Genomic DNA, 25,540 nt, shown 5'->3' on the forward strand with positions numbered 1-25,540 from the left:
CACAGGGATGAACCCGGGCCCTCCAGCGCTCCCGAGAGCGCTTCCTACGTAGTGCAGAGGTCGCCGGTTCAATCGGTTTCCGCCGCACGCTTGAAGCAGAATTTTTCAATGAGCCGCTCAGACAGCACCCCACCAGCCGCCAGCACAGCCAGCACCGAACGCATCGAAGACGTCGATGTGTCGGCGGAGATGCAGGGGTCCTTCCTCGAGTATGCCTATTCGGTGATCTACTCCCGGGCCCTGCCCGACGCCAGGGATGGCCTAAAACCGGTGCAGCGACGCATCCTGTACCAGATGAGCGAAATGGGACTGCGCCCCGACAGGGGTCACGTCAAGAGTGCCCGCGTCGTCGGTGAGGTCATGGGCAAGCTCCACCCGCACGGCGACACCGCCATCTACGACGCCCTCGTACGCATGGCCCAGTCGTTTTCCCTGCGCGTGCCGCTCATCGACGGGCACGGCAACTTCGGTTCTCTCGACGACGGACCGGCCGCACCGCGCTACACCGAAGCCCGACTGGCAGCTCCGGCGCTGGCCATGACCGAGAATCTCGACGAGGACGTCGTGGATTTCGTGCCCAACTACGACAACCAGCTGACCCAGCCCGACGTGTTGCCGGCCGCCTACCCCAACCTGCTCGTCAACGGCACCAGCGGCATCGCCGTCGGCATGGCAACCAATATGGCTCCACACAACCTGATCGAGGTCGTCGGGGCAGCCAGGCACCTACTGGCCCACCCGAACGCGACCCTCGACGACGTTATGGAATTCGTGCCAGGGCCCGACCTGCCCACCGGCGGAACGATTGTTGGCCTGATTGGGATCAGAGATGCCTACAGCACCGGCCGCGGCAGTTTCAAGACCCGCGCCCGGGTCTCAATCGAGGCGATCAGCGCCCGCAAGACCGGACTCGTCGTGACCGAACTCCCCTATCTGGTCGGCCCGGAAAAAGTGATCGAAAAGATCAAGGACGGCGTCAACTCCAAGAAGCTCAGCGGTATCTCGGACGTCACCGACCTCACCGACCGGATGAAGGGACTGCGCCTGGTCATTGGAATCAAGACCGGCTTCAGCCCCGACGCCGTGCTCGAGCAGCTCTATCGGTACACGCCGCTGGAAGATTCCTTCAACATCAACGCTGTGGCCCTGGTCAACGGCGCCCCGCAAACCCTGGGGTTGCTCGAACTGCTGCACGTCTATGTGAACCACCGCATCGAGGTTGTCACCAGGCGCTCTGCGTACCGGCTGGCCCGTCGCAAGGAACGGCTGCACCTCGTGCTCGGTCTGCTCGTCGCGATCCTCGACATTGACGAGGTCATCCAAGTCATTCGTGCCAGTGACGATACCGAACAGGCTCGTGCCAAGCTGATCGATGTGTTTGACCTCAGCCAGATCCAGGCTGAGTACATTCTCGAACTGCGCTTGCGGCGCTTGACCAAGTTTTCTCGCATTGAACTCGAAGCTGAACGCGACCAGTTGCTCGCGGAGATCGCGAAACTTCAGAAGTTGCTGTCGTCGAAAGCGGCCATTCGCACGCTCGTTTCGCAGGAGCTCGGTGCTGTGGCCGAAAAGTTCGGTACTCCGCGCCGCACGGTGCTGACCGAGGCCAAGCCGAGCATCGCCGGGCTGTCGGCCGCCGCCGCCAAACGCCAGGCCGCAGTCCTCGAGGTGCAGGACATTCCCACCCGGGTCTTCCTGAGCGTGACCGGGCGCATTGCCCGTGTGGATCTGGTCGCGGTCGACGACGCCGTGCCTCCTCGGATCCAGCCGCCGCAGCGCCGCAGCAAGCACGATGCTGTGCTGTCGACGCTCGACACAACGAGCCGCACGGAGGTAGGCGCCGTGACCAACCGGGGCCGGCTCATCCGCTTCTCCCCCGTCGACCTTCCGGTGATGCCGCCCACGTCCATCCAGTTGGCGGCTGGCGTGCGGATCAGCGAGTACCTCGTGCTGCCCGACAAAAAGGAACGCGTGCTGGCCGTTGTCTCGCTCGACTCTGATCGGGCAATCGCGCTTGCCACGCGGCAAGGCGTTGTCAAGCGGGTCGCTCCCGGGGACTGGGCCAACAAACCCGACTTCGAGATCATCGCGCTCAAGCCGAAGGACGAGGTGGTCGGTGCCGTGCAGGGCGCCGAGGACGACGACCTCGTTTTCATCACGTCGGATGCGCAGCTGCTGCGGTTCACCGCGTCGGGTGTGCGCCCCCAGGGCCGAGCGGCCGGAGGGATGGCCGGCATCAAACTGACGCCCGGCGAAAACGTCGTGTTCTTTTCCAGCCTGTCGACCGACGACGTCACCACGGCTGTCGTGGCCACAGTGGCATCGAGCAGTCAAACGTTGCCAGGCACCGACCCCGGCAGCGCGAAGCAGAGCGATTTCTCGGAATATCCGGCCAAGGGACGCGCCACCGGCGGCGTGCGCGCCCAACGCTTCCTGAAGGGTGAAGATACCCTCGTAGTGGCCTGGGTCGGCCGCTCCCCTGCCCGCGCCGTTGCCCCGGACGGAACTCCGCGCACCCTGCCGGATTCCGGCTCCCGCCGCGACGCCTCCGGAATCATGCTCGACGCCATGATTGGAGCGATCGGCGCCGAGATCTAGCCGATGTCGCGGCGATAGCGACTGGCTAGACGTCGATGCGGTCCCGTGAGAGTTTGTCGGAACTGTCGATAATGAACTCTTTACGCGGGGCAACGTCGTTGCCCATCAGCAGCTCGAACACTTTGCCGGCGGACTCGGCATCGGCGACGCGCACCCGCCGCAACGTGCGGTGGGCGCGTTCCATGGTCGTGGTGGCGAGCTGGTCGGCATCCATTTCCCCAAGGCCCTTGTAGCGCTGGATTGGATCTTGATAACGCCGGTTCTTCTTCTCGAGCGCGCTGAGGACCCCGTGTAGTTCGGTCTCCGAGTAGGTGTAGATGGTTTCGTTGGGCTTGCTTCCCGGGTTCATCACGACGACTCGGTGTAACGGCGGTACGGCGGCAAACACGCGGCCCTCGGTGATCATCGGACGCATATAGCGGAAGAACAGCGTGAGAAGCAGGGTACGAATATGGGCGCCGTCGACGTCGGCGTCGCTCATGATGATGACCTTGCCGTAGCGCGCTGCCGATAGGTCGAAGCTGCGCCCGGAACCGGCGCCGATTACCTGAATGATCGAGGCGCACTCCGTGTTGGAGAGCATGTCGGCAACCGACGCTTTCTGCACGTTCAGGATCTTGCCCCGAATCGGCAAAAGTGCCTGATGCTCGCTGTCGCGAGCCAGCTTGGCGGTGCCGAGGGCCGAGTCCCCTTCAACGATAAAGAGCTCACTCGTCGATACGTCGTTGCTGCGGCAGTCGACCAGCTTTGCCGGCAGGGAAGAACTCTCGAGGGCGTTCTTGCGCCGCTGGGTCTCTTTGTGTGCCCTGGCGGAGATGCGCGACTTCATCTCGGCGACGATCTTGTCGAGGAGCACCGCTGACTGGGTCTTGTCGTCGCGCTTCGGCGAGGCATAGCGCTCAGCCATGGTCTTGGCGACCACGTTGGCAACGATTGCCCGAACCGCTGGCGTACCGAGCACTTCCTTCGTCTGCCCCTCGAACTGCGGTTCGGGCAGACGCACCGTGAGTACGGCGGTGAGGCCCGCCATCACGTCGTCCTTGTCGAGCTTGTCGCTGCCGACCTTCAGTCGTCGGGCGTTCAGTTCGACCTGACCGCGAAGAAATTTGAGCAGACCGGCATCGAAGCCGGCCTGGTGGGTTCCACCCTTTGGCGTGGCAATAATGTTGACGAAACTCTGCACGATCGTGTCGTAGCCGGTCCCCCAGCGCAGGGCGATATCCACCTGGCAGTCGCGAACGAGTTCGGTGGGCACCATGGCACCTTTGTCGGTGAGCACTGGCACGGTTTCGCTGAAGGTACCGCTGCCGGTCAGTCGCCAGGTATCGGTGATGGGGGCATCCGTAGCGAGGTGCTCGACGAATTCGGAGATGCCACCGTCGAACTGGAACAGGCTGATGACGGGCTCATCGGTGCGCCGGTCGGCAACCTCGATCGCGAGGCCGGGTACGAGGAATGCGGTCTGACGGGCGCGACCCAGTACCTCGTCGGTCTGGAACGTGGCGCCCTTGGTGAAGATCTGACGGTCGGCCCAATAGCGGATGCGGGTTCCCGTGACGCCGCGCTTGACCTTTCCGATCACCCGCAGCTCGCTCTGGTTCTCAAACGGAGTGAACGGGGCATCGGGGCTCTTTTGCCCCGCGTCGGCAAACAGGCCCGGTTCGCCTCGGTGAAACGACATGGCCCAGGTCTTGCCGTCGCGGTCGACTTCGACATCCAGACGTTCGGAGAGAGCATTGACGACGGATGCTCCCACTCCGTGCAGACCACCGGATGCCGCGTACGATCCGCTGCCGAACTTTCCTCCGGCGTGCAGTTTCGTAAACACGACTTCAACGCCGGTCAGTCCGGTCTTGGGCTCGATATCGACCGGGATTCCCCGGGCGGTGTCGCGTACTTCGACGCTGTGGTCTGGGTGCAGCTCGATGTTGATGCTGGCACCGTGTCCGCCCAGGGCTTCATCGACGGAGTTGTCGATGATCTCCCACAGGCAGTGCATCAACCCGCGCGAGTCGGTGGAACCGATGTACATGCCGGGGCGTTTGCGCACTGCCTCGAGTCCCTCAAGGACGGACAGGTGGCGCGCGGAGTAATCAGAGTTCACAACATCTAAGAATACCGGCACCGACTAGCAAGTTTTCGCGCGGAACCGGCTGGTCGCGACTCGCCACTGACCACAACACGTCTACGCGGTGAGCGAAATACCGGCCATTCATCTCGTCATAGTTCCTTCGACGTGTTTACATTAGTTAAGAGGGTTCATGCATTCAATCTGGAGGAGGAGAAAATGTCCCAGATCGCCACCGAAAATGGTGCCGTAGCCAACCAGGGTGCCCCCCATCAGCTCACCGCAGCCGACCGCTGCGACGCTTGCGGTGCCCAGGCTTACATTCGTGTCGTCGTGAAGAACAGCGAACTGCTGTTCTGCGCGCACCACGGCCGCAAGCACCAGGAAAAACTCGCGGCCATCGCTGAAAGCTGGCACGACGAATCGAGCCGGCTGCTCGAAGATCAGCGTTCCTAGTTGACTCAGCGACTTTGAAACGGATGCCGCGCAGGCGGCTGGCTTCGGCTGGCGGCCTGCGCGGCTTTCTCGTTGTTGAGGGTCGTACTTCGTCTAATAGGGCGCTATTCGGCTGCCTGTCCGAGCCGCACGGCCACTTGATTGCGTGCCGCCCGCGCGGTTTCATCGACGGACACTGACCGTGCTCCGCGTACATAGTCGAGTCCGGATCGGGTGAAAGTTGCCTGCAACAGGTGATCGGCCAGGGCCGGGTTGCGCGCGAGCACCGGCCCGTGCAGGTGGGTACAGAATACCTCGCCCATGGTCAGCCCCTCAATCTGCGGTCCGCTCGCCCGGGTATCCGAGTTACCGATGCCGTAGATCACCCGTCCGAGTGGACTGGCGTCGGCGCCGACATAGTCGCGGGCATGGTTCTCGAACCCGATCAACCGCCCGTACTTCGACGCGACGATGATGTCATCGGTTGCGCGTGCAGCACGCGGCACGGCGTGGCCGGCCACGAGCCCGAGACCCTCCAGCACAGAACCATCGGCGAGCTCGATGCCCCAGCTCAGCAATTCCCAGCCAGTTCCGACGGCCAGAATGGGCACACCGGAGTTGGACCAGACGCGCAGTTCTTCGACCAGTGTCCGCAGTGCGTCCCTGGCCGGTAGGAGGTCAGCGTCCGTTCCTGAACCGATTGTCACCGCGTCCACGTGTTCGGGCAGGTCAGCGCGAGAATGCACCTCGACCACCAGCGCGTCGTGGCCGCTCCACCGAATGCGCTGCGCGAGCACTCTGGCGTTACCGGCATCGCCATTCGTGTTGAGCAGGCGCGGCAGCAGCGAAACGACCGTGAAGGGCCGGTCAGGCGAAGTGGCGGTCATACCGGGTCCTCAGAGTTGGAGACGAGGCCGAGGTGCGCGCGCGTGCGCCGCATTCCGTCGGCGGAAAAGATAATGGTTTTCACCCCGGATGCGGGATCGGGCAGAGCCAGGAACGCGTCGAGGGCAGTCGGTACATCCGGTTCAATGCGGTCAACGGCAACGTCGTCATAGGCCAGCTGCAGGGCGATCTCGTGCGCCTTGAGTCCGGAAGCCATAAGCACGTGGCCGAGCCCGGACGTGTCCACCGGCCAGAAATACGACGGGTCGCGAACGTCCGAGCCGATAATGACCAGAATTTGCTCTGTGCCCGGTACGAGACTGTCGACATTGAGCTGAAAGCTCGACGGGTTTTGCACCAGAACAAACTCGATGGTTTTGCCACCGACGGTCACCACTTCGCCGCGGCCGAACACGGCCGGCAGAGCCGACAACGCCGCACAGGCCATTTCCGGAGAGAAGCGTTCGCCGAGCGTCACGCTAGCCGTGCTCAAGGCGGTCAGCGCGTCGACGGCATAGTGGATGCCGCGGGCAGGTAGGCGGATGCTGTGAATACCCGTGGCAAACTGCACGTCGGCGTCTCGGCCGACCACCCGAGTGAGCTGTAGCCCGCTTCCGGCCGGCAGGCGAGTCGGTGCGGTGTCGGCATAACCGAGTCCACGAGGATACTCAGCGAGAACCTCGGCTGTCACACCGTAGCGGGACACCGCAATGCCTGGTTTGAGGGCAGAGCCGAGGTCGGCCAGGTACCGGTCATCGGCATTGAGCACGACGGATTCCGTCGCCCGAGCGGCGATTTTCTCCAGAAGGGCAGCGACCATTTCGGAATCGTGGAACCGATCGATCTGGTCGACCATGACGTTGGTCAGGGCAACGACTCGCGGAGTCAGGGACCTGGCGATGAACGCGCCGTGTCCTTCATCCATTTCTAGCACGGCAACATCGTCGGCGAACGTGCCAGCGAGACTGACCTGTTCCAGAAGGGCGCTGGTCAGACCCTGGCTGATGTTGGCCGTCGACTGGTTGGTGAACACGGAGAGGCCGTGGGCGCGAAGAATAGCGACGAGCATCTTGGTCGTCGTTGATTTGCCGCTTGACCCGGTCACGATCACGAGACCGCGTGGAAAACCGTTCAGCGTCGCGGCCAGAAAGCCCGGGGCGATGCGGTTGACGACGACTCCGGGGATGGCAGAGCCGCCGCCCGGTTTGCGCCATCGCGCCAGCACTCGAACGATTCGACCGACCAGAATCGCGGGGGCGTACCGAAGGGAACTCACGAAGCGCACTGCATAACCGGGGCGGGACCTGCCACTGTCACGTTTACTCGAGGTAGTCGCGTAGGGACTGCGACCGGGACGGGTGACGAAGCTTCGCCATCGTTTTAGACTCAATCTGGCGAATGCGCTCGCGCGTCACACCGAAGGTGTCACCGATCTGGTCGAGAGTCTTCGGCATTCCGTCACCGAGGCCGAAGCGCATACGGATCACCCCAGCTTCGCGCTCGGAGAGTGAGTCAAGCAGGCTCTCGAGCTGCTTCTGCAGCATCGTGAAGCCCACGGCATCGGCGGGAACGACGGCTTCGGTATCTTCGATGAGGTCACCGAATTCGCTGTCGCCGTCTTCGCCGAGCGGGGTGTGAAGGGAAATCGGTTCGCGTCCATACTTTTGCACTTCGACGACCTTTTCAGGCGTCATATCGAGTTCGCGACTCAGTTCTTCCGGAGTTGGCTCGCGACCGAGGTCCTGCAGCATCTGGCGCTGAACGCGGGCGAGCTTGTTGATGACCTCGACCATGTGCACAGGGATTCGAATCGTACGGGCCTGGTCGGCCATGGCACGGGTGATGGCCTGCCGGATCCACCAAGTGGCGTACGTGCTGAACTTGAAGCCCTTGGTGTAGTCGAACTTCTCGACGGCACGAATCAGACCAAGGTTGCCTTCCTGGATCAGGTCGAGAAATTGCATGCCGCGACCGGTATACCGCTTGGCAAGTGACACGACGAGGCGCAGGTTGGCGCCGAGGAGATGACTCTTGGCCCTGGCGCCGTCTTTGGCGACCCACTGCAGCTCACGGCCCAGCGTGTTCTTCTTCTCAACGTCGGTCATCTCCGACAACTTGTCTTCAGCGAACAGGCCGGCTTCGATACGCATCGCCAGCTCAACCTCTTCGGCGGCGTTCAGCAGGGCGACTTTACCGATCTGCTTGAGGTAGTCCTTAACCGGGTCAGCCGTGGCGCCGGTGATGGCGCTGGAGTAGACCGGAACCTCGTCGTCGTCGTCAACGAGCGAGAGTACGAGGGCTCCACTGGGGAGCGGCTCGGTCGGCGCCGAACGCTTAGTGCTGTCCTCGTCTAACTCGTCGTCTTCGGCTTCTGAACCGCCGACGACGTCGGCTTCGTCGTCTTTCTTGACGACCTTCGCCTTCGTCACGCGCTTCTTGGGGGCCGGCTTTTCGGTAGCCAGGTCAGCCGCTGTAGACTTCTTCGTCGCAGCAGCTTCGGCGGCAGCGGCCTTCGCGGCGGCGGCCTTAGTGACGGCTTTCTTGACCGACGATACTACCGGAGTCGCGACAGACTCATCGGTCACCTCAGTCTTGACGGTGGTTGCCATTCGAACACCTCTCATGCAGAGTCGTACCTGCTTCTGAAAACCTCAAGGGAGCCAGAAGCGTTTTTGGGCAGAACTTGGACCCATGTCAAGTCCCGGGATGTCCATGCCGAAGTGAATTCGGAATGCCCCGGACCAGAACGGGTCCTAGATTCAATTATTGCACGGTTTGTCTGGACGACAAGCCACAACGCGTACTACAATTGCGGATTACGCCGTTTCCAGCCACGTGATAGTGCAACCCAAATAGGTGCGACTTCTATTCCTTCGTCGCGGGAAAGCTGACGCCGGGTACGCCGGCGGGCGTGTACCAGAAAGCCGATGCCGAGTCCGACGACGAGGTACTGCACTGCGAAGGCCACCCGAAATGCGTCGAGCGCATACAGGTCACTCGCCGCTCCCCCGGCGACGCGCCATCCGTTTTGAAGATCGAGCAGTAGCCCGATTAGATACATCATGACGAAGCTCGCGGTGAAGCCTCCGACGTTGACGACGCCGTTAGCCGATCCCAGGCTTCGCTGTGGATTAAAAGTGCGCGCGAAATCGAAGCCGATCAGCGATCCGGGCCCGCCGATTCCAAGCACGACGAGCAACAGCACGATCGTCCAGAGTGGTGGAACACCGGGCCAGAGCAACACGATCGCCCAAGCGATGCCGATACCGGTCACGATGGCGAGCACGATATTGCTGCGGCGCAGCGGGTAGCGCGCCGTCAGCAGGCCGAGAATTGGCCCGAATATCAAGCCTGCACCGACCAAAACTGTGAGCATGCCGGCCGCAAACGTGGGTTTGTAGCCGAGGGCGAAGACCATGAATGGATAGCCCCACAACAGGCTGAACACGGTACCGGAAGACTGCGAAACGTAATGAGACCAGAACCCGAGTTGGGTTCCCGGGCGCCGAAAACTGTGCCGCAGCTGGGTCAGCGCCATTCGAAGGCTGTTGGCCTGCACGCGCGCAATCGCGTCTTTGGGTCGGTCCTGCACGAAAATGATGATCACGATCAGGGCGATAACGGCCACGGAGGCCGCCGAGAGGAAGGCCGGCGTCCAGCCGCGCGCGTGCAGCAGCCAAGCCAGGGGCACCGCGGAGAGCACCTGACCGAGTTGGCCGATGTTGCCCATCCACTGGCTCAACAGGGGAACGATGCGACCGCTAAACCAGGAGCTGATAAGGCGGATCATCGAGATGAAAATGGTCGCATCACCCGCGCCGACGAGAATGCGCCCGATGACGGCGACCGAGATATCCGGTGCCAGGGCCAGGGTGATCTGGCCGGTGACCATGAGCGCGGTTCCCGTGATCATGAGCCCTCGCGGACCGTATCGGTCGATCAATACCCCGACCGGAATCTGCGCGGCGGCGTAAACGATGAGCTGCACGACGGCCAGACTCGAGAGAATGGCGGCCGAGCCACCGAATTTTTCCGTAGCGGCCACCCCGGCGATTCCCATTGACGTGCGCTGAAGCACGGCCGACAGGTACGCGAACGACCCGACGATAAAGATCAGGGTGGATCGAGACGAGTTCACTGGATCTAACCTATCGCGTTCAACCCGACCGGCACTTCACGGCAAGTCATCGCGTTACGTGAGCTGGTTTCAGCTGTTGGCGCCGTCATCGCGGCTGCGGCGCAGGGCGAGGAAGTTCTCGAGTTCTGCGGCGATCTCATCGGCTGACGGCAACTCGCCGTCTTCGTCGGTGAGTGGTGAACGCAGCGTGCTCCCCTCCATATAGGCGTCGTAGCGCTGCTCGAGGGTGCCCACAAGCTTGGCCAGCTCCGGATTGCTCTGCACCTGGTCGTCGATGCGCGCGACAAATTCTCTGTTTGCTTCGCGCAGGCGATCGGTCGGAAAAATCAAACCCGTTGACGCACTCGTGCTCTCCAACGCGCTGAGGGCTGCGGCCGGAAACTCGGTATCACCCAGATAGTGCGGAACGAGCAATACATAGCCGACGGTAGATGCGCCACGTTCCTGCAGGCGGAACTCCAGAAGGTGTAAAACGTTGGCGGCTACCTGCGTGTGCGGTCGCCAGACCGATCGATTTTCGATGAGATCGGAACGATTGCCACTGACCGTCACACCGATCGGGCGCGTGTGCGGAACGGGCATTGGAATGGCGTGCATCCAGGTCGTCGAGGAAACCGTGAATCGGTCAACGAGCTGCAGCATGGCCGCAGTGAACTGCTCCCAGCGAAAGTCTGGTTCGAAGCCGGTCAGAAAAAGGAATGGCTGACCGATCTCGTCGCGGGCAAGGTACAGCTGGAGCGAAGGCGGCTGGTAGTTCGTGAGGTGATCCTGATCGAAGTAAATGATCGGACGCCGGGCACGATAGTCCAGCAGGGTATCGGTATCGAACGACGCAACGACGGTGTGATCCAGCGTGGTCAGCAAATAGTCGGTGAACTGCGCTACCGCGCCACCGGCATCCGCGAAGCCGGTGAGTCCCATGATCAGGTGTAGTCCCTCCGGGACGCCTTCAGCGTCGGCAGTGAGTTCGTAGAGATCCTCGGGGTCTGACATCCCTTAACTGTAATCCGAGGCGCCCATTCCTGCTGTCTTTTGGGGTTTTCACCATCGTGCCCTGAGCGAACAGCCCAGAGCGGGTGGCCAGGAACGCCACGGATACCATCGAGGTATGACTGTTCCCTCCCTGTCCCTGTCCACCGAGTCCGCGCAGGCCTCCACCGCCGATATCCTCATTCTGGCTTCACTCCAAACGGATGACGGGGTGCGGTTGCTCGCGGATGTCACACTCGGTCAGGATCTGATCAAGTCGGTGACGGCTCAGCTGCCGCTCCTGAATGCGACCGGCGCGCGTGACGAGGTGGTGCGCCTGGTCGTCACGGTCGGGACACCGCGCAGTATCGCCGTTGTCGGACTGGGAGACCTGCTCAATACCGAGGCCCTTCGACACGCGGCCGGATCTGCCGTACGGCAGCTGACCGGTGCAGCCTCGGTGGCCTTCTCAATACCCATGGACGATGCCGACCAGGTCGAAGCTGTACTGGAGGGGGCTGCCCTCGGCGGCTACTCCTATACGGCCTACCGGCACAGTTCGTTGGCTGCGGCGAAACTGCCGGCCCGGAGCGTTGTCGTGCACAGTACGACCCCGGCGCCATCCGCTGTGGAACGCGCCCGGGTCAGCGCCGAAGCGATTGCTCTGGTCAAGGACCTTGTCAATATGCCGCCGCTCGATCTATACCCGGCCTCGCTTGCCGACCTGGCGGTCGACGCCGCACGTGGCCTGCCGCTTGAGGTGATCGTCTGGGATGAGCGTCAGCTCGCAGCCGACGGGTTCGGCGGCATTGCCGGCGTCGGTGCGGGTTCCACTCGCCCGCCGCGCCTGGTCAAGCTCAGCTACAGCCCGAGCGGTGCCGCCAAACACCTCGCCCTCGTTGGCAAGGGCATAACGTTCGACACCGGCGGACTCTCGCTCAAGCCGCCGGCATCGATGGTGGGCATGAAGTACGACATGACTGGCGCCGCCACCGTGCTGGCCGTGGTGGTGGCCGCGGCCCGGCTCCAGCTCCCTGTTCGCATCACCGCATGGATGTGTATCGCCGAAAACATGCCGTCGGGATCGGCCATCCGCCCCAACGACGTGCTGCGCCTGCGCGGCGGACGCACCGTCGAGGTGCTCAACACGGATGCCGAAGGTCGCCTCGTGCTCGCCGACGGACTCGTCGCCGCGGGTGAAGAACATCCCGACGCCATCATCGACGTCGCAACCCTGACCGGCGCCGCTGTCGTGGCCCTCGGCAACCGGTATTTCGGCGCGATGGGAGATGACACTCTCGTGCAGCACGTGCTCGCAGCCAGCGCCGCGACCGGCGAGACGGCCTGGCCCATGCCTTTCCCGCAGGAATTGCGCGCCACCCTCAATTCTGACGTCGCCGACATCGCAAATGCAAAAATCGGCAGCACGGCCGGCGGGATGCTTCTCGCCGGGGTATTTCTGAGGGAATTCATCGGAACAGGCGCGGCTGGCCAAACTATTCCGTGGGCCCACCTCGACATCGCCGGGCCGGCTCAGAATTCCGGATCCGGTTGGGGTTTCACCGGTGTCGGACCAACCGGCGTGTCCGTTCGGGCGCTTCTTCGACTGGCCGAGGACTTTTCACGCCCGTAGTACAGTCGAAGGGGCAAGAAAAAGCTTGTCAAACCACGTGGCCGATGAGCATAATCCGTCGGCCGTCGTGACAGAGCGTAATGCGCGAGGGAGTAGCTGAGTGTCGGAACAGAATTTTGACATTGTCGTTCTCGGTGGCGGAAGCGGTGGATACGCAGCAGCGCTGCGTGCCGTGCAGCTGGGATTCACCGTTGGTCTGATCGAGAAGGGCAAACTCGGCGGCACCTGCCTGCACGTCGGTTGCATCCCCACCAAGGCCCTCCTGCACTCGGCCGAAGTCGCCGACGTCAGCCGTGAAGCCGCCAAATACGGCGTCAAGACCGCGTTCGAGGGCATCGATATCGCTGCCGTCACCGCGTTCCGCGAGGGCATCGTGGCGAGCAAGTACAAGGGGCTGCAGGGCCTGGTCAAAGCGCGCGGGATCACCGTGATCGAAGGCGAGGGGCATCTGGTCTCCCCGACGACCGTTCAGGTCGGTGACGACTTGATCGTCGGCAAGAACGTGATCCTGGCCACGGGTTCCTATTCCCGTTCGCTGCCCGGCCTGGAGATCGGCGGCCGTGTCATCACGAGCGAGACCGCACTTGCCCTGGACTATGTTCCGAAGAAGGTTGCTGTGCTCGGCGGCGGCGTCATCGGCGTCGAGTTCGCGAGCGTTTGGAAGTCATTCGGCGCCGAGGTCACGATCATCGAGGCACTGCCGCACCTCGTGCCCAACGAAGAAGAGTCGATTTCCAAGCAGCTCGAGCGCGCGTTCCGCAAGCGCGGTATCGAGTATTCTCTCGGCATCCGCTTTCAGAGCGTCACTCAGTCCGACTCCGGCGTTGTCGTCACGCTCGAGAATGGCACGACCGTTGAGGCCGACCTGCTGCTTGTGGCTGTCGGGCGTGGCCCGGTCACCGCCGGTCTTGGCTTTGACGAGGTCGGCATAACCCTGGACCGCGGATTTGTCATCACCGATGATCGCCTCGCCACGAACATCCCCGGCGTTTACGCCGTGGGCGACATCGTGCCCGGCCTGCAGCTCGCCCACCGCGGTTTTCAGCAGGGCATCTTCGTTGCCGAAGAAATCGCCGGGCTGAACCCGATCATCGTCGAGGACCTGAATATCCCCAAGGTCACCTACTCGGATCCTGAAGTCGCCTCCGTCGGCTACAGCGAAGCCAAGGCCGCCGACAAGTTCGGCGCCGACCAGATCTCCACCTACGAATACAACCTCGGCGGAAACGGCAAAAGCTCGATCCTTGGCACGGCCGGTTCGGTCAAGCTGGTGCGTGTCAAGGACGGCCCCATCGTGGGAATCCACATGATCGGTGCCCGCGTTGGTGAGCTCATCGGTGAAGGCCAGCTCGTGGTGAACTGGGAAGCGTACCCGGAGGACATCGCACCGTTCCTGCACGCGCACCCGACGCAAAATGAAGCGCTGGGCGAGGCGTTCCTGGCGCTTGCTGGCAAGCCGCTTCACGCGATGTAGTCGGCTCCCACCATTTTCTACCAATTTTCAGACAAGCAAACGGTTTTGAAGGAGACATACGCATGAGCGAATCCGTCAGCCTCCCGGCACTCGGAGAGAGTGTCACAGAGGGCACGGTCACCCGCTGGCTCAAGAACGTGGGCGACCGCGTGGAGGTCGATGAGCCGTTGCTCGAGGTATCGACCGACAAGGTGGACACGGAAATCCCGTCCCCGGTCGCGGGCATCATCGAAGCCATTTTGGTGCAGGAAGACGAGACTGTCGAGGTCGGAACCCCGCTCGTCACGATCGGCGATGGCTCCGGCGCAGCGGCACCGGTCGTTGAGGCACCGGCTGCCGTTGAAGAGCCCGAGCCCGTTGCGCCCGCCCCGGCGCCGGTCGCTACGCCGGCGCCCGTCGCAGCCGCTCCGGTGGCTGCCCCGGCGCCCGTTGCAGCGGCTCCGGTGGCTGCCCCGGCACCCGTCGCAGCCGCTCCGGTCGCTGCCCCGGCGCCCGTTGCAGCCGCTCCGGTGGCTGCCCCGGCGCCCGTTGCAGCCGCTCCGGTGGCTGCCCCGGCACCAGCCGCGCCGACCCCCGTTCCTGCTGTGCAGACACCGGCTGCTGCTGCGCCGGCAACTCGAGGCTCACACGCTGGAACCAGCGGTTACGTCACGCCGATTGTGCGCAAGCTGGCGAACGAGGCCGGCGTTGACCTGTCGACGATCAGCGGCACCGGCGTGGGCGGACGCATCCGCAAGGAAGACATCGTCCAGGCCGCTTCCGCGGTCGGCACTGCCGTAGCGGCGCCCGTTATCGAGGTCTCACCGCTGCGCGGAACGACTCAGCCGATGTCCCGCCTGCGCAAGGTTGTCGCCGAGCGTGCTGTCATCTCGATGCAGTCATCCGCTCAGCTCACGACAGTGGTCGAGGTGGATGTCACTCGTGTAGCCCTGCTGCGCGATCGGGTCAAGGCAGCTTTTGCCGAGAAGTCCGGCAACAAACTCTCGTTCCTGCCGTTCTTCGCTCTGGCTGCCGCTGAGGCGCTTCGTGCCATCCCGATCGTGAACGCCACGATCGACGGTGACACGATCGTGTACCCGGCCCAGGAAAACATCAGCATTGCTGTTGATACAGAACGTGGTCTCCTGACTCCGGTCGTACGCAACGCCGGGGAACTCGACCTGGCCGGTTTCGCCGCTCAAATCGCGGACCTCGCCGCTCGTACGCGGGACAACAAGCTCAAGCCCGACGAGCTGAGTGGTGGAACGTTCACGCTGACCAACACCGGTTCGCGTGGTGCCCTGTTCGATACGCCCGTCGTGTTCCTGCCGCAGAGCGCCATCCTTGGTACCGGAATCGTCTACAAGAAGCCGCTTGTTGTCACCAACGACGGCCTTGATTCGATCGCGATCCGATCGAGCGTGTACCTGGCCCTGTCTTACGACCACCGCATCATCGACGGTGCGGATGCAGCCAGCTTCCTCACTACGATGAAGGCGCGGCTCGAGGCCGGTGCGTTCGAGGGCAATCTCGGAATCTAACAGCTTGAACTTACGGCTCTGGACCACCCGCGGTTATGGCGCAGTTCAGTAGTCGAAAATTTCACGAAGACGCCAGCCGTCCTCGCCCTTGACCACAAGGATCGAGGCCGGCTGGCTTTTTTGCTCCCCGGACGCCGGGGTCAATGCGACGACGGCGAGGTCGCCGCTGCGTTCAGCCAGTGACGGCACATAGCCCGAATAGTCTGCGATATCCCGGCCGGACAGACCCTGCTGCCGCTCACGGGCGTCGTAGCTGTCTGAAGCCAGAATGGCCGACCCGGTCTGGTCGACGTCGACCAGGCAGACCAGGGACGCGGCCAACAGGCACGCGGCCCGGCGCCCGAGCAGGACCAGCACGGCCGCTACCGGGTCATCCCCCGCTATTGCCGCCTGGCTGGCGGAGCCTGCGGTATCCACTGGTAAATCGTTCGGTATTGTCGGACCGTCGGTTGGCCCTGGCGTGTTGTTGACAGGTGCAGCACCGGCTGTAGCCGCAACACGCGGTGGCCCAGTTTCCCCGGCACGGCCCGAGACGGGGAACAGGGCCAGGGCGAGCATGAGAATGCTGGCGCCTCCGACAGTAGCCACCAGCAGGGGACGATGGTGCCCGTGCAGTCGTTTACGTAGTGCGTGCCCCGCGGAGTTGAGCGGATGCGAATCGACCACAGAGTAGACCACGCTCGGGATTACCCGACCGAGGCGTGCCCGCGGCTGTAGTGCACGTAGGAGGGTGGCTCCCCGACCGGAGAGGTTGCGAAGAACACCGCCACTGAAGGCGAAACGATCGCGCGGCCACCTATCGTCGAAGCTCTCGTCGAAGTCCTCGACGAGTTCGTCGGCGCGTTCGTCGGGGCGGTAAGCCTGTGAACTTACTGCGTTGTCGAGCTTGCCGCCCGTTGGGTCGGCGGGGGTTTCATGGCCAAAGTCCTTGTCGTCGGAAGCCCGCGGTCCGGCCGGGTCTGTGTGCAGAGCGCTGTGGCGGAGTTGAACCCCGTTGACCTGCACAGCTTTCGTCTCGACAGCGGCAGTGTTCGCCGTGACTCCTTGTGCATCGCGTCGGTCGTCGGGGTCAAAGCCGTGAAGTGGTTCAGCGTCGGCCCACTCAAAAAGGTCGTACTCGAGCCTGCCGAGGATCGATCCGGGGTGTGCGGCGTCAGGTGCCTGTGCTGGACGTGCTGGAGGTGCTGAGGGATTGATGGCAGCCTGAAATCGTCGCATCAGTGCGGCACCGCTCTCGCGGTGCGGGTCCGTTTTCGCGACCGACTCAAAGACGGCCACCATTACAACTGCCAAGCGTTCGTAGTCGGCGCGCAGCCTCTGTATTCGGTCCCGGGGCGCGTCGTTGAGGTTCATAACAGCACCAAAACCGGTCAGCACTGCCCGGCCATTCGCATCCAGCAGAATTGTTGACTGGGTGACGCCGCCGTGCGCGAACCCGGCCGTGTGCATCGCGTTGAGGGCTACAGTGATCGGTGCCAGCAGGGTCACGACCTCGCCCGGCGACAGGGACGGGTGTTCGACGAGATACCTGGCGAGGGAACCCCCGGCGAGCCGTTCCAGGATCAGACAGATGCGGCCATCGCTAACTTGCGCGACGTCGAGCAGACGCACGAGTCCCGGCGCTGCGGCCGATGTCAGTACGGTGATGTCGAGTTCAATGCTTGCCGTCTCGGTGGCGGCGTGGAAGACCTTGAGAGCGACGAGGCTGCCGGCTCCGGAATGTCCCAGGTAGACCACGGCGCGGTCCCCAGCGCCCAGAAGGCGGATTACCCGGTGTCCGGCAACGACGCCCTCCGTGTGCACCGATGCCGCAGTGCTCGGATCAACGTCAGCATCGTCGGCGTCTTGGTGTGAGGCCTGTTGAGCAGACTCGTGGCGATGTGTTTCGTCGACCGTAGCCGGGGACCGTTCAGCGCGTCGTCTCACTGGACCATGTTCGTGCGCATAACCGGCTGAACGACCCGCACATCCCTCATCAGTGCAGCGCGAGCGATCCGTGCCGTTGTGGAGGAGTCGAAGTATTCGCTCCGGTGACCTCGCAGCCACGGTGTTCGCTGCACACAGATTGCCCATGGCGCCCTAGACTGGGGCATATGCTCGACTTTGTCGTCGCGGGGCTAAGCGCCAACTCCGTGCCGTATGTTGAGGGCCTAGAGCTCCAACGCGCAGTCCATCGTTCCGTCGTCGCTTGTGAACGACCGGACACCGTCCTCCTGTTGGAGCATCCAGCAGTTTATACGGCCGGAAAACGCACCCTGCCTGAGGAACGGCCCGTCGACGATACCCCGGTGATCGACGTCGACCGGGGTGGCAAGATTACCTGGCACGGACCTGGTCAATTGGTGGGTTATCCCATTCTGCACCTGCACGAACCCGTCGATGTCGTCGGCTACGTTCGGTCCCTTGAAAGCATCCTGATCGAGGTCTTGATCGAGTTCGGCATCGACGCCGTGCGGGTGGCCGGACGCTCGGGTGTCTGGGTCGGCGAGGCCGGACATGAAGACAAGATCGCCGCCATCGGCATCCGCGTCGCCCAGGGCGTCACAATGCACGGTTTCGCGCTCAACTGCAGCAACTCGCTGGAAGCCTACTCGCGCATCATCGCCTGCGGCATTCGCGATGCCGGTGTGACCACCATGTCGCGCGTGCTGGGACACACGGTTGACCCGAGCGAGTTGATTGACCCCATCATGGCCGCCTTCCGACGCTCGGCGAGCGTGAACCCCGCCAACACGACCTCCGCCAGCCTCGACAACGTCAGGACGAACGCATGAGCGCAGTACCCGAAGGTCGCAAACTGTTGCGATTAGAAATTCGCAACGCGGAGACGCCGATTGAACGCAAGCCCGCTTGGATCAAGACGGTCGCCAAGATGGGGCCGGAGTATCAGAAATTGCAAAGCCTGGTCAAAAGCGAAAATCTGCACACCGTGTGTCAGGAAGCGGGGTGCCCGAACATCTTTGAATGCTGGGAGGACCGCGAAGCGACCTTCCTGATCGGTGGCTCACAGTGCACGAGACGGTGTGATTTCTGCCAGATCGATACCGGAAAACCGGCTGACTACGATACCGACGAACCGCGCCGTGTCGGTGAATCCGTTGTCACCATGAACCTGCGTTATGCCACCGTCACCGGCGTCGCCCGCGACGACCTCCCCGATGAGGGGGCCTGGCTGTACGCCGAAACCATTCGGCAGATTCACCAGCAGAGCCCTGGCACCGGTGTCGAGATTCTCGTGCCGGACTTCTCCGGCAATCCGGAGCACCTGGCCCAGGTGTTTGACGCCAAGCCGGAGGTATTTGCCCACAACGTCGAGACCGTGCCGCGCATCTTCAAACGCATCCGCCCGGCGTTTCGGTATGACCGGTCGCTCGACGTTCTCACCCAGGGACGCGACGCCGGACTGATCACCAAGTCCAACCTCATTCTCGGTATGGGAGAGGAACGCGCTGAGATCACCCAGGCGCTGCACGACCTGCACGAGGCCGGCACCGACATCATCACCATCACGCAATACCTGCGCCCGAGCGCCCGGCACCTGCCGGTCGCTCGCTGGGTGCGCCCGGAGGAGTTCGTTGAGCTCAACGAGGAAGCCAAGGAAATCGGCTTTCTTGGCGTTCTCTCGGGCCCGCTCGTGCGTTCTTCTTATCGTGCCGGTCGACTCTGGGCCCAGTCCATGGTCGCGACCGGTCGGGAGATCCCCGCTGAACTGCGCCAGCTGGCCGATGCCCAGCTCGGGTTTGCCCAAGCCGCGTCGTGACCAAATTCGGTCATGCGGCATTCGAGTGACTGGGTAGTCTTATACCCATGGCACGCAGCAAGGAAAAGACCCCCAAAAAACCAAAACAGCCCGGCCGCTTGAAGCAAATGTGGCAGGTTTTCCAGATGACGAGGCGCTACGACTCGAACATCGTTTGGATTCTGGTTTTGGCCTTCCTCATACCCGTTCTGATCAGCCTGGCCCTGGCCCTGTTGATTCCCGGCAGCAACGTCTTCACCGTGGTGCTTTGGATCATCGCCGGTGTACTTGCCGGCATTCTGGCGATGCTGATCATTCTGGGTCGACGTGCGGAGAAGGCAGCGTATTCGCAGATTGAGGGTCAGCCCGGTGCCGTCGGGGCCGTGCTGCGCAGCTCACTGAAGCGTGGTTGGGTCGGCAGCGAGATGCCGGTCGCCGTCAATGGCAAGACCCAGGACGCGGTCTATCGCGCCGTCGGTCGCGGCGGTGTCGTGCTGATCAGCGAGGGTCCCAAGACGCGCACCGCTCGCATGGTCGACGAAGAAAAGCGCAAGATCGTGCGCATCGGTGGCAACGTCGGCGTCACGGTGATCTCGGTTGGACCCGACGAGGACGCCGTGCCGCTGCACAAGCTGGCACGCCGCCTGACCCGAATCAAGCCCACACTGACCAAGGCTGAGGTTCTCGCCGTCAATAACCGGCTCAACTCCATGGGTACAAAACTTCCCATTCCGAAAGGCGTCGACCCGATGAAGGCCCGTCCACAGCGCGGCTAGTCTCTGTAAATAAATGAACGGCCGGGCGCTCTGCGCCCGGCCGTTCCCTGTTCGGCGTGACCGCGTTTCCCGACTTTCGGGCTAGCGGCGAATGAGAGCTGTTCCCGCGATTTTGTCGTGGAAGCCACGTTGGTCGGAATCCCAGACCAGCGCGGGAAGTGCAATTCCAAGAAGCACAGAGCGCACAATGGGACGCCACAACCCTACCCACCCCCCGTGGATAGAGATGATCCGCAACCCGACCAGCCGATGACCGATGCTGGCGCCGATCGTGGGAATGAAGACGATCTGCAGAATGACGAAAATGATCAGGTTGGCGGCCGGGTCATAGTTGAAGAAGACCTTGGAGACCCCGATGGCGATCGCCCAATCAATGGCGAAGCCGAGCATCCGTCTGCCGGGACGGCCGATGGAATTGGGTCCCATCTGGGGTAGTCCGAGTCGCTCCCCCGGCCATTTACTGGGCGGAAGCTGACCAAAAGTGTTCGGGCGGGGGTTGGAGTCTGGCACCCGATGAGTCTACCGAGGAGCCCTCCCTGTAACATGGGGGAAACATAAGCGTCACGGAGAAGTAACGCGGCGATACTAATCTCAGGGGAGCCGATGTGTCCGATTCGGCCGTTTCTACGCCCCCGTCGTCTGGAGTTAGTCCGCATGTTCCGCGATTCGTCCGAAGTGCTCAAATTCATCAAAGAAAATGATGTCAAGTTTCTTGACATCCGTTTCACAGATCTTCCCGGTGTGCAGCAGCACTTCAACATTCCGGCATCCACCGTCGATGAGGAATTCTTCACCGTTGGCCAAATGTTCGATGGTTCGTCCATCCGCGGTTTCGCGTCGATCCACGAATCGGACATGCAGCTCATTCCCGACGTTTCGACCGCGTACCTGGACCCGTTCCGTACCGAGAAGACGCTCATTATGCTCTTCGACATCTACAACCCGCGTAACGGTGAGATTTACTCCAAGGACCCGCGCCAGGTAGCTAAGAAGGCCGAGAAATACCTCGCGTCCACGGGTATTGGCGACACTGCGCTCTTCGGTTCCGAAGCGGAGTTCTACATCTTCGACGACGTGCGCTACGAAGTGAACCAGCACACGAGTTTTTATTCCGTCGACTCCGGCGAAGGCGCCTGGAATTCTGGAAAGAAGGAAGAGGGCGGAAACCTCGCCAACAAGACGCCGTTCAAGGGTGGCTATTTCCCGGTCAGCCCGGTCGACCAGCACGTCGACATGCGAGACGACATCTGCCTCAAGCTCATTGAATCCGGCCTCATCCTCGAACGCAGCCACCACGAAGTCGGCACCGGCGGCCAAGGCGAGATCAATTACAGATTCGACACGATGGTTCACGCAGCGGATGACCTGCTGAAATTTAAGTACATCGTCAAGAACACGGCACACGACTGGGGCAAGACCGCAACGTTCATGCCCAAGCCGCTGTTCGGCGACAACGGCTCCGGCATGCACACGCACCAGTCGCTCTGGGCCGATGGCAAGCCGTTGTTCTACGATGAGGCCGGTTATGGCGGACTCTCCGACGTGGCTCGCTGGTACATCGGAGGCCTGCTCAAGCACGCCCCGGCCGTGCTCGCGTTCACAAACCCGACGGTCAACTCGTACCACCGTCTCGTTCCCGGATTCGAGGCCCCGGTGAACCTGGTCTACTCGGCCGGTAACCGTTCGGCGTCGATCCGCATTCCGATTACCGGAACCAACCCGAAGGCCAAGCGCCTCGAGTTTCGCGCTCCCGACGCATCTGGCAACCCGTATCTCGCCTTTGCCGCGCAACTCATGGCTGGGCTCGACGGCATCAAAAACCGCATCGAGCCACACGAGCCCGTCGACAAGGACCTTTACGAACTGCCCCCCGAAGAAGCCAAGAACATCCCCCAGGTTCCCGCTTCGCTCGAGGAGGCCCTGCAGGCCCTCGAAGCTGACCACGACTTTCTGCTGGCCGGAAACGTGTTCACACCCGAACTGATCGAAACCTGGATCCAGTACAAGCGCGAAAACGAGATCAAGCCGCTCGCCCAGCGTCCGCACCCGTTCGAATTCGAACTGTACTACGGGGTCTAAACCGCACCGCCCATAGGCCACACGGCACTCAGACAGGGACCGCATCTTCGGATGCGGTCCCTTCTGTGTTGCTCCTGACCTAGGTGGATCAGACTTTTGTGGAATCGTCAGCCGACGGTCGGGCCGGGACGTTCCACGGGGCCGTAAAACAGGCGCTCGAATACGGCGCGGGAACGCCGAGTCACAGCGAGATAGTCGTCTTCCAATTGATTACCCGACCTTGGTGGGTATTCCATGACCCGGGCGATACCCTCGAGGGCGGCACGATCGGTCGGTAACACATTCGAGGTATGGTTCGTCCAGAGAGTGATGGCCGAGCGAGCGCGGGACGCGAAGATCCACGCGCTGCGCAGCACCGCCGCATCCACTGCTGGTATCAATGCGGCCCTGACTGCCTCGTCCAACGCCGCCAGTGTAGACGTCGTGCGCAGCGCCGGAATCGCCGCGGCGTGCTGCAGCTGAAGCAACTGAACCAGCCATTCCACGTCGCTGAGCGAGCCGCGCCCCAATTTCAGGTGCCGGTTCGGGTCCGCGCCCTGCGGCAGACGCTCGTTCTCAACTCGAGCCTTGATGCGACGTACTTCCCGCACGGCCTGTTCGCTAATGCCTGCGGGGTACCGCACCTCGTCAGCGACTGCCTCAAAGTCCCGCAGCAGCGCAACATCACCGGCCACACCGCGACCGCGGAGGAGCGCCTGAGCTTCCCAGGTGAGGGACCAGCGACGGTAGTACGCCTGATAGGAGTCGAGCGACCGCACGACCGGCCCATTGTTGCCCTCCGGCCGCAAACCGATGTCCAGATCGAGCGGCAAACGGCCGTCTTCGGTAAGCCGATTAAGTTCGCGCACGATGTACCGGGCACGCTCGTTGGCCGCTTCGCTGTCGAGACTTCCAGCGCGGAATACGTACATGACGTCAGCGTCGGAACCGAAACCGAGCTCGGCACCGCCGAACCGCCCCATACCGATCACACCGAATTCAATGCCGTCACCGCTCGACGCGCTGTTGTCGGAACCATCAGGACCACCCTGAACAATCAGCTCTCCCCCACGAATGGCAGCGATGACGCCCTGAATATACGTGGCGTTGACATCTGTCAGACCCTGACCCAGCTGGTCGAGATTAATCTGACCGAGAAGGGCTGCGAAGGCCAATCGCAGCATCTCACGGCGCCGGGCCGCACGCAGAATAGTCGCGGCGGCATCCGGGCTTTCATGCCGGCCAAGGACCGCCCGGGTTTCGTCCTGGAGAGCCCTCAGCGGCCGGGGCTGCAGGTCGGCTTCGTCTTCGAGCCACGCCACCGCTTCGGGGATTTTCTCCAGCAGCTCGCCGATAAAACGACTTCCGGACAACACCCTGGTGAGGCGTTCGGCGGCACCCGAGGAGTCACGCAGCATGCGCAGAAACCAATAGGTCGAACCGAGGCTGTCGCTCAGGCGTCGAAAAACCAGAAAACCGTAGTCCGGGTCTGCCCCCTGCGACAGCCACTGCAGGAGCACGGGAAGGAGGTGCCGCTGGATGGCCGCGCGCCGGGAGACTCCACCGGAGAGGGCGGCGATGTGAGCCAGAGCGCCCTTGGCGTTCAGAAAGCCGATTGCAGCGAGCCGAGCTTCGGCCTGTGCACTTGTCAGGTTCAGCCCGTCGGCCGGCAGGGACGCCACCGCCGTTAGCAGGGGACGGTAGAACAGTCGCTCGTGTAGGCCGCGCACCCGCTGTTTTGTCTCCGACCAGCGGAGGGTGAGCCCGGCGGCGCTGGTGGCCAGACCGGTCGACCGGGCCAGCACCCGCAAAGTTGCCTCGTCCCGTGGCATCAGGTGGGTACGGCGCAGTTTTTGCAGCTGCAGCCGATGTTCCATCAGGCGCAGCATGCGATAGTCCTGAGCGAATTCGGTGGCTTCGGCCCGACCCACATACCCAGCGGCGGCCAGGGCGGTCAGCGCCGGGAGTGTGCCGGCCTGTCGAACGACTGGGTCGGTCTGGCCGTGAACGAGCTGAAGCAACTGCACCGTGAACTCGATATCGCGCAGTCCGCCCGGCCCGAGCTTGAGCTGAATAGCAACCTCATCGTCGGGGATGTTGTCGGTGACGCGTTCCCGCATGCGCTGCACCGATTGGACGAAATTCTCGCGGCCGGCGCTGCTCCAGACCTTGGGCGTGACCGCATCGATGTAGCGGGCTCCGAGCTCGCGATCACCGGCCAGCGTGCGGGCTTTGAGCAGCGCCTGAAACTCCCAGCTCTTAGCCCAACGGTCGTAGTAGGCGAGATGGGATTCGATCGAGCGGACGAGGGCTCCGCTCTTGCCTTCCGGGCGAAGGTTGGGGTCGACCTCCCACAGCTCCGGTTCAATGCCGGATTCGCCCAGGCCTCGCATGACGAGCATGGCCAGGCGGGTCGCGATCTCTACAGCCCGAGAACTTTCAAGACCAGCTGATTCGTCGCCGTCGGCGACGAAAATAACGTCGACGTCGCTCACGTAGTTGAGCTCGCTCGCCCCGGCCTTACCCATGCCGATAATGGCCAGGCGGGTTGCGCGCACCTGATCGGCAGCAAACACCACACGCCCGGCAGCGTCGCCGCTGCACATGGTGCGGGCCACCGCTAGGGCGGCTTCGAGCGCCGCCGTGGCCAGATCGGACAGGGTACGGGCGATGCCGTCGAGCCCGGCAACGGGGTCGGCCTGTTCGAGGTCGAAGGCGGCGAGCTGCGCCAGACGGCGACGGTAGCGTACCCTCAGGGCGATCCAGGCTGCATCATCGACCAGGTCGGAGAAACCCTCGGTTGCGCCGACAGAGTCCAGCAGGTCGTTGACCAGTTCGTCGACGCCGGGCAGCACGGTTAGCGGCGTGGCGAGAACCGCGAGTTCCGCCGGATGCCGGAGGAAGAATTCGGTGAGTCCGCTGGAAGCGCCGACGACCTTCAGCAGCCGCCCGGCCGTACTCGGCGACTGGAGCAGGTCGAACAGTTCAGGCGAACCCTGCCGCAGCAGCGCGACCAGCGCGACCAGAGCGGCATCCGGGCTGGCCGTCTTCGTGAGCAACGGCAGCAATGCCCGCGTATCGGTCAACCGAACGGCTGGAGCAAAACCTCGGTGCGGACTGCCCGCACCGAGCTGGGCAACTTCGTCGAGTCGAACACGGATCTCGGCAAGGTCTACAAAACCTACCCGAACGAGTTCGGTCAGGGTCAAGTGCAAACGCTCCATCGCGGGTGATTCCTTCGATCATC

General features: G+C 62.9%; 18 protein-coding genes. 9 read left to right on the forward strand and 9 right to left on the reverse strand.

Going from position 1 to position 25,540, the window contains the following annotated elements:
- Positions 1-108 precede the first annotated feature (108 nt).
- The gene (locus E3T51_RS08010) at positions 109-2,598 is read left to right on the forward strand and encodes a DNA gyrase/topoisomerase IV subunit A (RefSeq protein WP_134529350.1); all 2,490 of its coding nucleotides are present in this window, start codon (positions 109-111) and stop codon (positions 2,596-2,598) included.
- 25 nt (positions 2,599-2,623) lie between these two features.
- Here the strand turns inward: E3T51_RS08010 and E3T51_RS08015 are convergent, their stop codons facing one another.
- Entirely contained in the window at positions 2,624-4,702 is a 2,079-nt protein-coding gene (locus E3T51_RS08015; protein WP_174844570.1) for a DNA gyrase/topoisomerase IV subunit B, read from the reverse strand.
- Between the two features lie 183 nt (positions 4,703-4,885).
- On the opposite strand from E3T51_RS08015, the gene E3T51_RS08020 reads away from it, so the two are divergent.
- Positions 4,886-5,122 carry a DUF7455 domain-containing protein gene (locus E3T51_RS08020; RefSeq protein WP_134516117.1) on the forward strand — a complete coding sequence of 79 codons (237 nt, stop codon included), beginning with the start codon at positions 4,886-4,888 and terminating at the stop codon, positions 5,120-5,122.
- Between the two features lie 104 nt (positions 5,123-5,226).
- On the opposite strand, the gene E3T51_RS08025 is transcribed toward E3T51_RS08020, so the two are convergent.
- From E3T51_RS08025 to E3T51_RS08045, 5 genes are all read right to left on the reverse strand, one after another.
- Positions 5,227-5,988, reverse strand: a complete 762-nt coding sequence (locus E3T51_RS08025; protein WP_134529353.1) for a type 1 glutamine amidotransferase — start codon at positions 5,986-5,988, stop codon at positions 5,227-5,229.
- The gene (locus tag E3T51_RS08030; protein WP_134529355.1) at positions 5,985-7,262 is read right to left on the reverse strand and encodes a Mur ligase family protein; all 1,278 of its coding nucleotides are present in this window, start codon (positions 7,260-7,262) and stop codon (positions 5,985-5,987) included. The genes E3T51_RS08025 and E3T51_RS08030 overlap by 4 nt, the downstream gene beginning before the upstream one ends.
- A 43-nt stretch (positions 7,263-7,305) precedes the next feature.
- On the reverse strand, positions 7,306-8,595 hold the full coding sequence (locus E3T51_RS08035; protein WP_134529357.1) for an RNA polymerase sigma factor: 1,290 nt from the start codon (positions 8,593-8,595) through the stop codon (positions 7,306-7,308).
- 194 nt (positions 8,596-8,789) lie between these two features.
- Complete coding sequence (locus tag E3T51_RS08040; RefSeq protein WP_134529359.1) at positions 8,790-10,124, reverse strand: MFS transporter; 1,335 nt, start codon at positions 10,122-10,124, stop codon at positions 8,790-8,792.
- Positions 10,125-10,193: 69 nt separating this feature from the next.
- Positions 10,194-11,117 (reverse strand): proteasome assembly chaperone family protein, encoded by a 924-nt coding sequence (locus E3T51_RS08045; protein ID WP_104192659.1) that lies wholly within the window; start codon positions 11,115-11,117, stop codon positions 10,194-10,196.
- A gap of 115 nt (positions 11,118-11,232) precedes the next feature.
- On the opposite strand from E3T51_RS08045, the gene E3T51_RS08050 reads away from it, so the two are divergent.
- The 3 genes from E3T51_RS08050 (at position 11,233) to E3T51_RS08060 (ending at position 15,720) form a co-directional block, all read left to right on the forward strand.
- Positions 11,233-12,726, forward strand: coding sequence for a leucyl aminopeptidase (locus E3T51_RS08050; protein ID WP_134529361.1), 1,494 nt, complete (start codon positions 11,233-11,235; stop codon positions 12,724-12,726).
- A 100-nt stretch (positions 12,727-12,826) separates the two neighbouring features.
- Positions 12,827-14,200: a dihydrolipoyl dehydrogenase gene (gene lpdA, locus E3T51_RS08055; RefSeq protein WP_134529363.1), complete on the forward strand. Its 1,374-nt coding sequence runs from the start codon at positions 12,827-12,829 to the stop codon at positions 14,198-14,200.
- Between the two features lie 62 nt (positions 14,201-14,262).
- Positions 14,263-15,720, forward strand: coding sequence for a 2-oxo acid dehydrogenase subunit E2 (locus E3T51_RS08060; protein WP_134529365.1), 1,458 nt, complete (start codon positions 14,263-14,265; stop codon positions 15,718-15,720).
- A gap of 45 nt (positions 15,721-15,765) precedes the next feature.
- On the opposite strand, the gene E3T51_RS17390 is transcribed toward E3T51_RS08060, so the two are convergent.
- Positions 15,766-17,646 carry a protein kinase domain-containing protein gene (locus E3T51_RS17390; protein WP_166806417.1) on the reverse strand — a complete coding sequence of 627 codons (1,881 nt, stop codon included), beginning with the start codon at positions 17,644-17,646 and terminating at the stop codon, positions 15,766-15,768.
- Between the two features lie 167 nt (positions 17,647-17,813).
- Here E3T51_RS17390 and lipB point away from each other — a divergent pair, with 167 nt between their 5' ends.
- The 3 genes from lipB to E3T51_RS08080 are packed head-to-tail and all read left to right on the forward strand — an operon-like array spanning position 17,814 to position 20,235.
- Positions 17,814-18,494 carry a lipoyl(octanoyl) transferase LipB gene (gene lipB, locus E3T51_RS08070; protein ID WP_134529369.1) on the forward strand — a complete coding sequence of 227 codons (681 nt, stop codon included), beginning with the start codon at positions 17,814-17,816 and terminating at the stop codon, positions 18,492-18,494.
- Complete coding sequence (gene lipA / locus E3T51_RS08075; protein ID WP_134529371.1) at positions 18,491-19,480, forward strand: lipoyl synthase; 990 nt, start codon at positions 18,491-18,493, stop codon at positions 19,478-19,480. The genes lipB and lipA overlap by 4 nt, the downstream gene beginning before the upstream one ends.
- A 47-nt stretch (positions 19,481-19,527) precedes the next feature.
- Positions 19,528-20,235, forward strand: coding sequence for a DUF4191 domain-containing protein (locus E3T51_RS08080; protein ID WP_134529373.1), 708 nt, complete (start codon positions 19,528-19,530; stop codon positions 20,233-20,235).
- An 81-nt stretch (positions 20,236-20,316) separates the two neighbouring features.
- Here E3T51_RS08080 and E3T51_RS08085 read toward each other — a convergent pair whose 3' ends face one another.
- Complete coding sequence (locus E3T51_RS08085) at positions 20,317-20,745, reverse strand: RDD family protein (RefSeq protein WP_420898418.1); 429 nt, start codon at positions 20,743-20,745, stop codon at positions 20,317-20,319.
- 144 nt (positions 20,746-20,889) lie between these two features.
- On the opposite strand from E3T51_RS08085, the gene glnA reads away from it, so the two are divergent.
- The gene (gene glnA, locus E3T51_RS08090; protein WP_134516089.1) at positions 20,890-22,314 is read left to right on the forward strand and encodes a type I glutamate--ammonia ligase; all 1,425 of its coding nucleotides are present in this window, start codon (positions 20,890-20,892) and stop codon (positions 22,312-22,314) included.
- 107 nt (positions 22,315-22,421) lie between these two features.
- On the opposite strand, the gene E3T51_RS08095 is transcribed toward glnA, so the two are convergent.
- Positions 22,422-25,517, reverse strand: a complete 3,096-nt coding sequence (locus E3T51_RS08095; protein ID WP_134529377.1) for a bifunctional [glutamine synthetase] adenylyltransferase/[glutamine synthetase]-adenylyl-L-tyrosine phosphorylase — start codon at positions 25,515-25,517, stop codon at positions 22,422-22,424.
- Between the last annotated feature and the right edge of the window lie 23 nt (positions 25,518-25,540).

Source organism: Cryobacterium serini (genome assembly GCF_004404025.1).
GTDB classification, from domain to species: Bacteria; Actinomycetota; Actinomycetes; order Actinomycetales; family Microbacteriaceae; genus Cryobacterium; species Cryobacterium serini.

Bases quoted from the DNA above. Each gene is read 5' to 3' on its own strand.
- E3T51_RS08010 (WP_134529350.1), top strand. From the start codon at position 109: ATGAGCCGCTCAGACAGCACCCCACCAGCCGCCAGCACAGCCAGCACC.
- E3T51_RS08020 (WP_134516117.1), top strand. From the start codon at position 4,886: ATGTCCCAGATCGCCACCGAAAATGGTGCCGTAGCCAACCAGGGTGCC.
- E3T51_RS08025 (WP_134529353.1), bottom strand. From the start codon at position 5,988: ATGACCGCCACTTCGCCTGACCGGCCCTTCACGGTCGTTTCGCTGCTG.
- E3T51_RS08035 (WP_134529357.1), bottom strand. From the start codon at position 8,595: ATGGCAACCACCGTCAAGACTGAGGTGACCGATGAGTCTGTCGCGACT.
- E3T51_RS08045 (WP_104192659.1), bottom strand. From the start codon at position 11,117: ATGTCAGACCCCGAGGATCTCTACGAACTCACTGCCGACGCTGAAGGC.
- E3T51_RS08050 (WP_134529361.1), top strand. From the start codon at position 11,233: ATGACTGTTCCCTCCCTGTCCCTGTCCACCGAGTCCGCGCAGGCCTCC.
- E3T51_RS08060 (WP_134529365.1), top strand. From the start codon at position 14,263: ATGAGCGAATCCGTCAGCCTCCCGGCACTCGGAGAGAGTGTCACAGAG.
- lipB (WP_134529369.1), top strand. From the start codon at position 17,814: ATGCTCGACTTTGTCGTCGCGGGGCTAAGCGCCAACTCCGTGCCGTAT.
- lipA (WP_134529371.1), top strand. From the start codon at position 18,491: ATGAGCGCAGTACCCGAAGGTCGCAAACTGTTGCGATTAGAAATTCGC.
- E3T51_RS08080 (WP_134529373.1), top strand. From the start codon at position 19,528: ATGGCACGCAGCAAGGAAAAGACCCCCAAAAAACCAAAACAGCCCGGC.
- glnA (WP_134516089.1), top strand. From the start codon at position 20,890: ATGTTCCGCGATTCGTCCGAAGTGCTCAAATTCATCAAAGAAAATGAT.
- E3T51_RS08095 (WP_134529377.1), bottom strand. From the start codon at position 25,517: ATGGAGCGTTTGCACTTGACCCTGACCGAACTCGTTCGGGTAGGTTTT.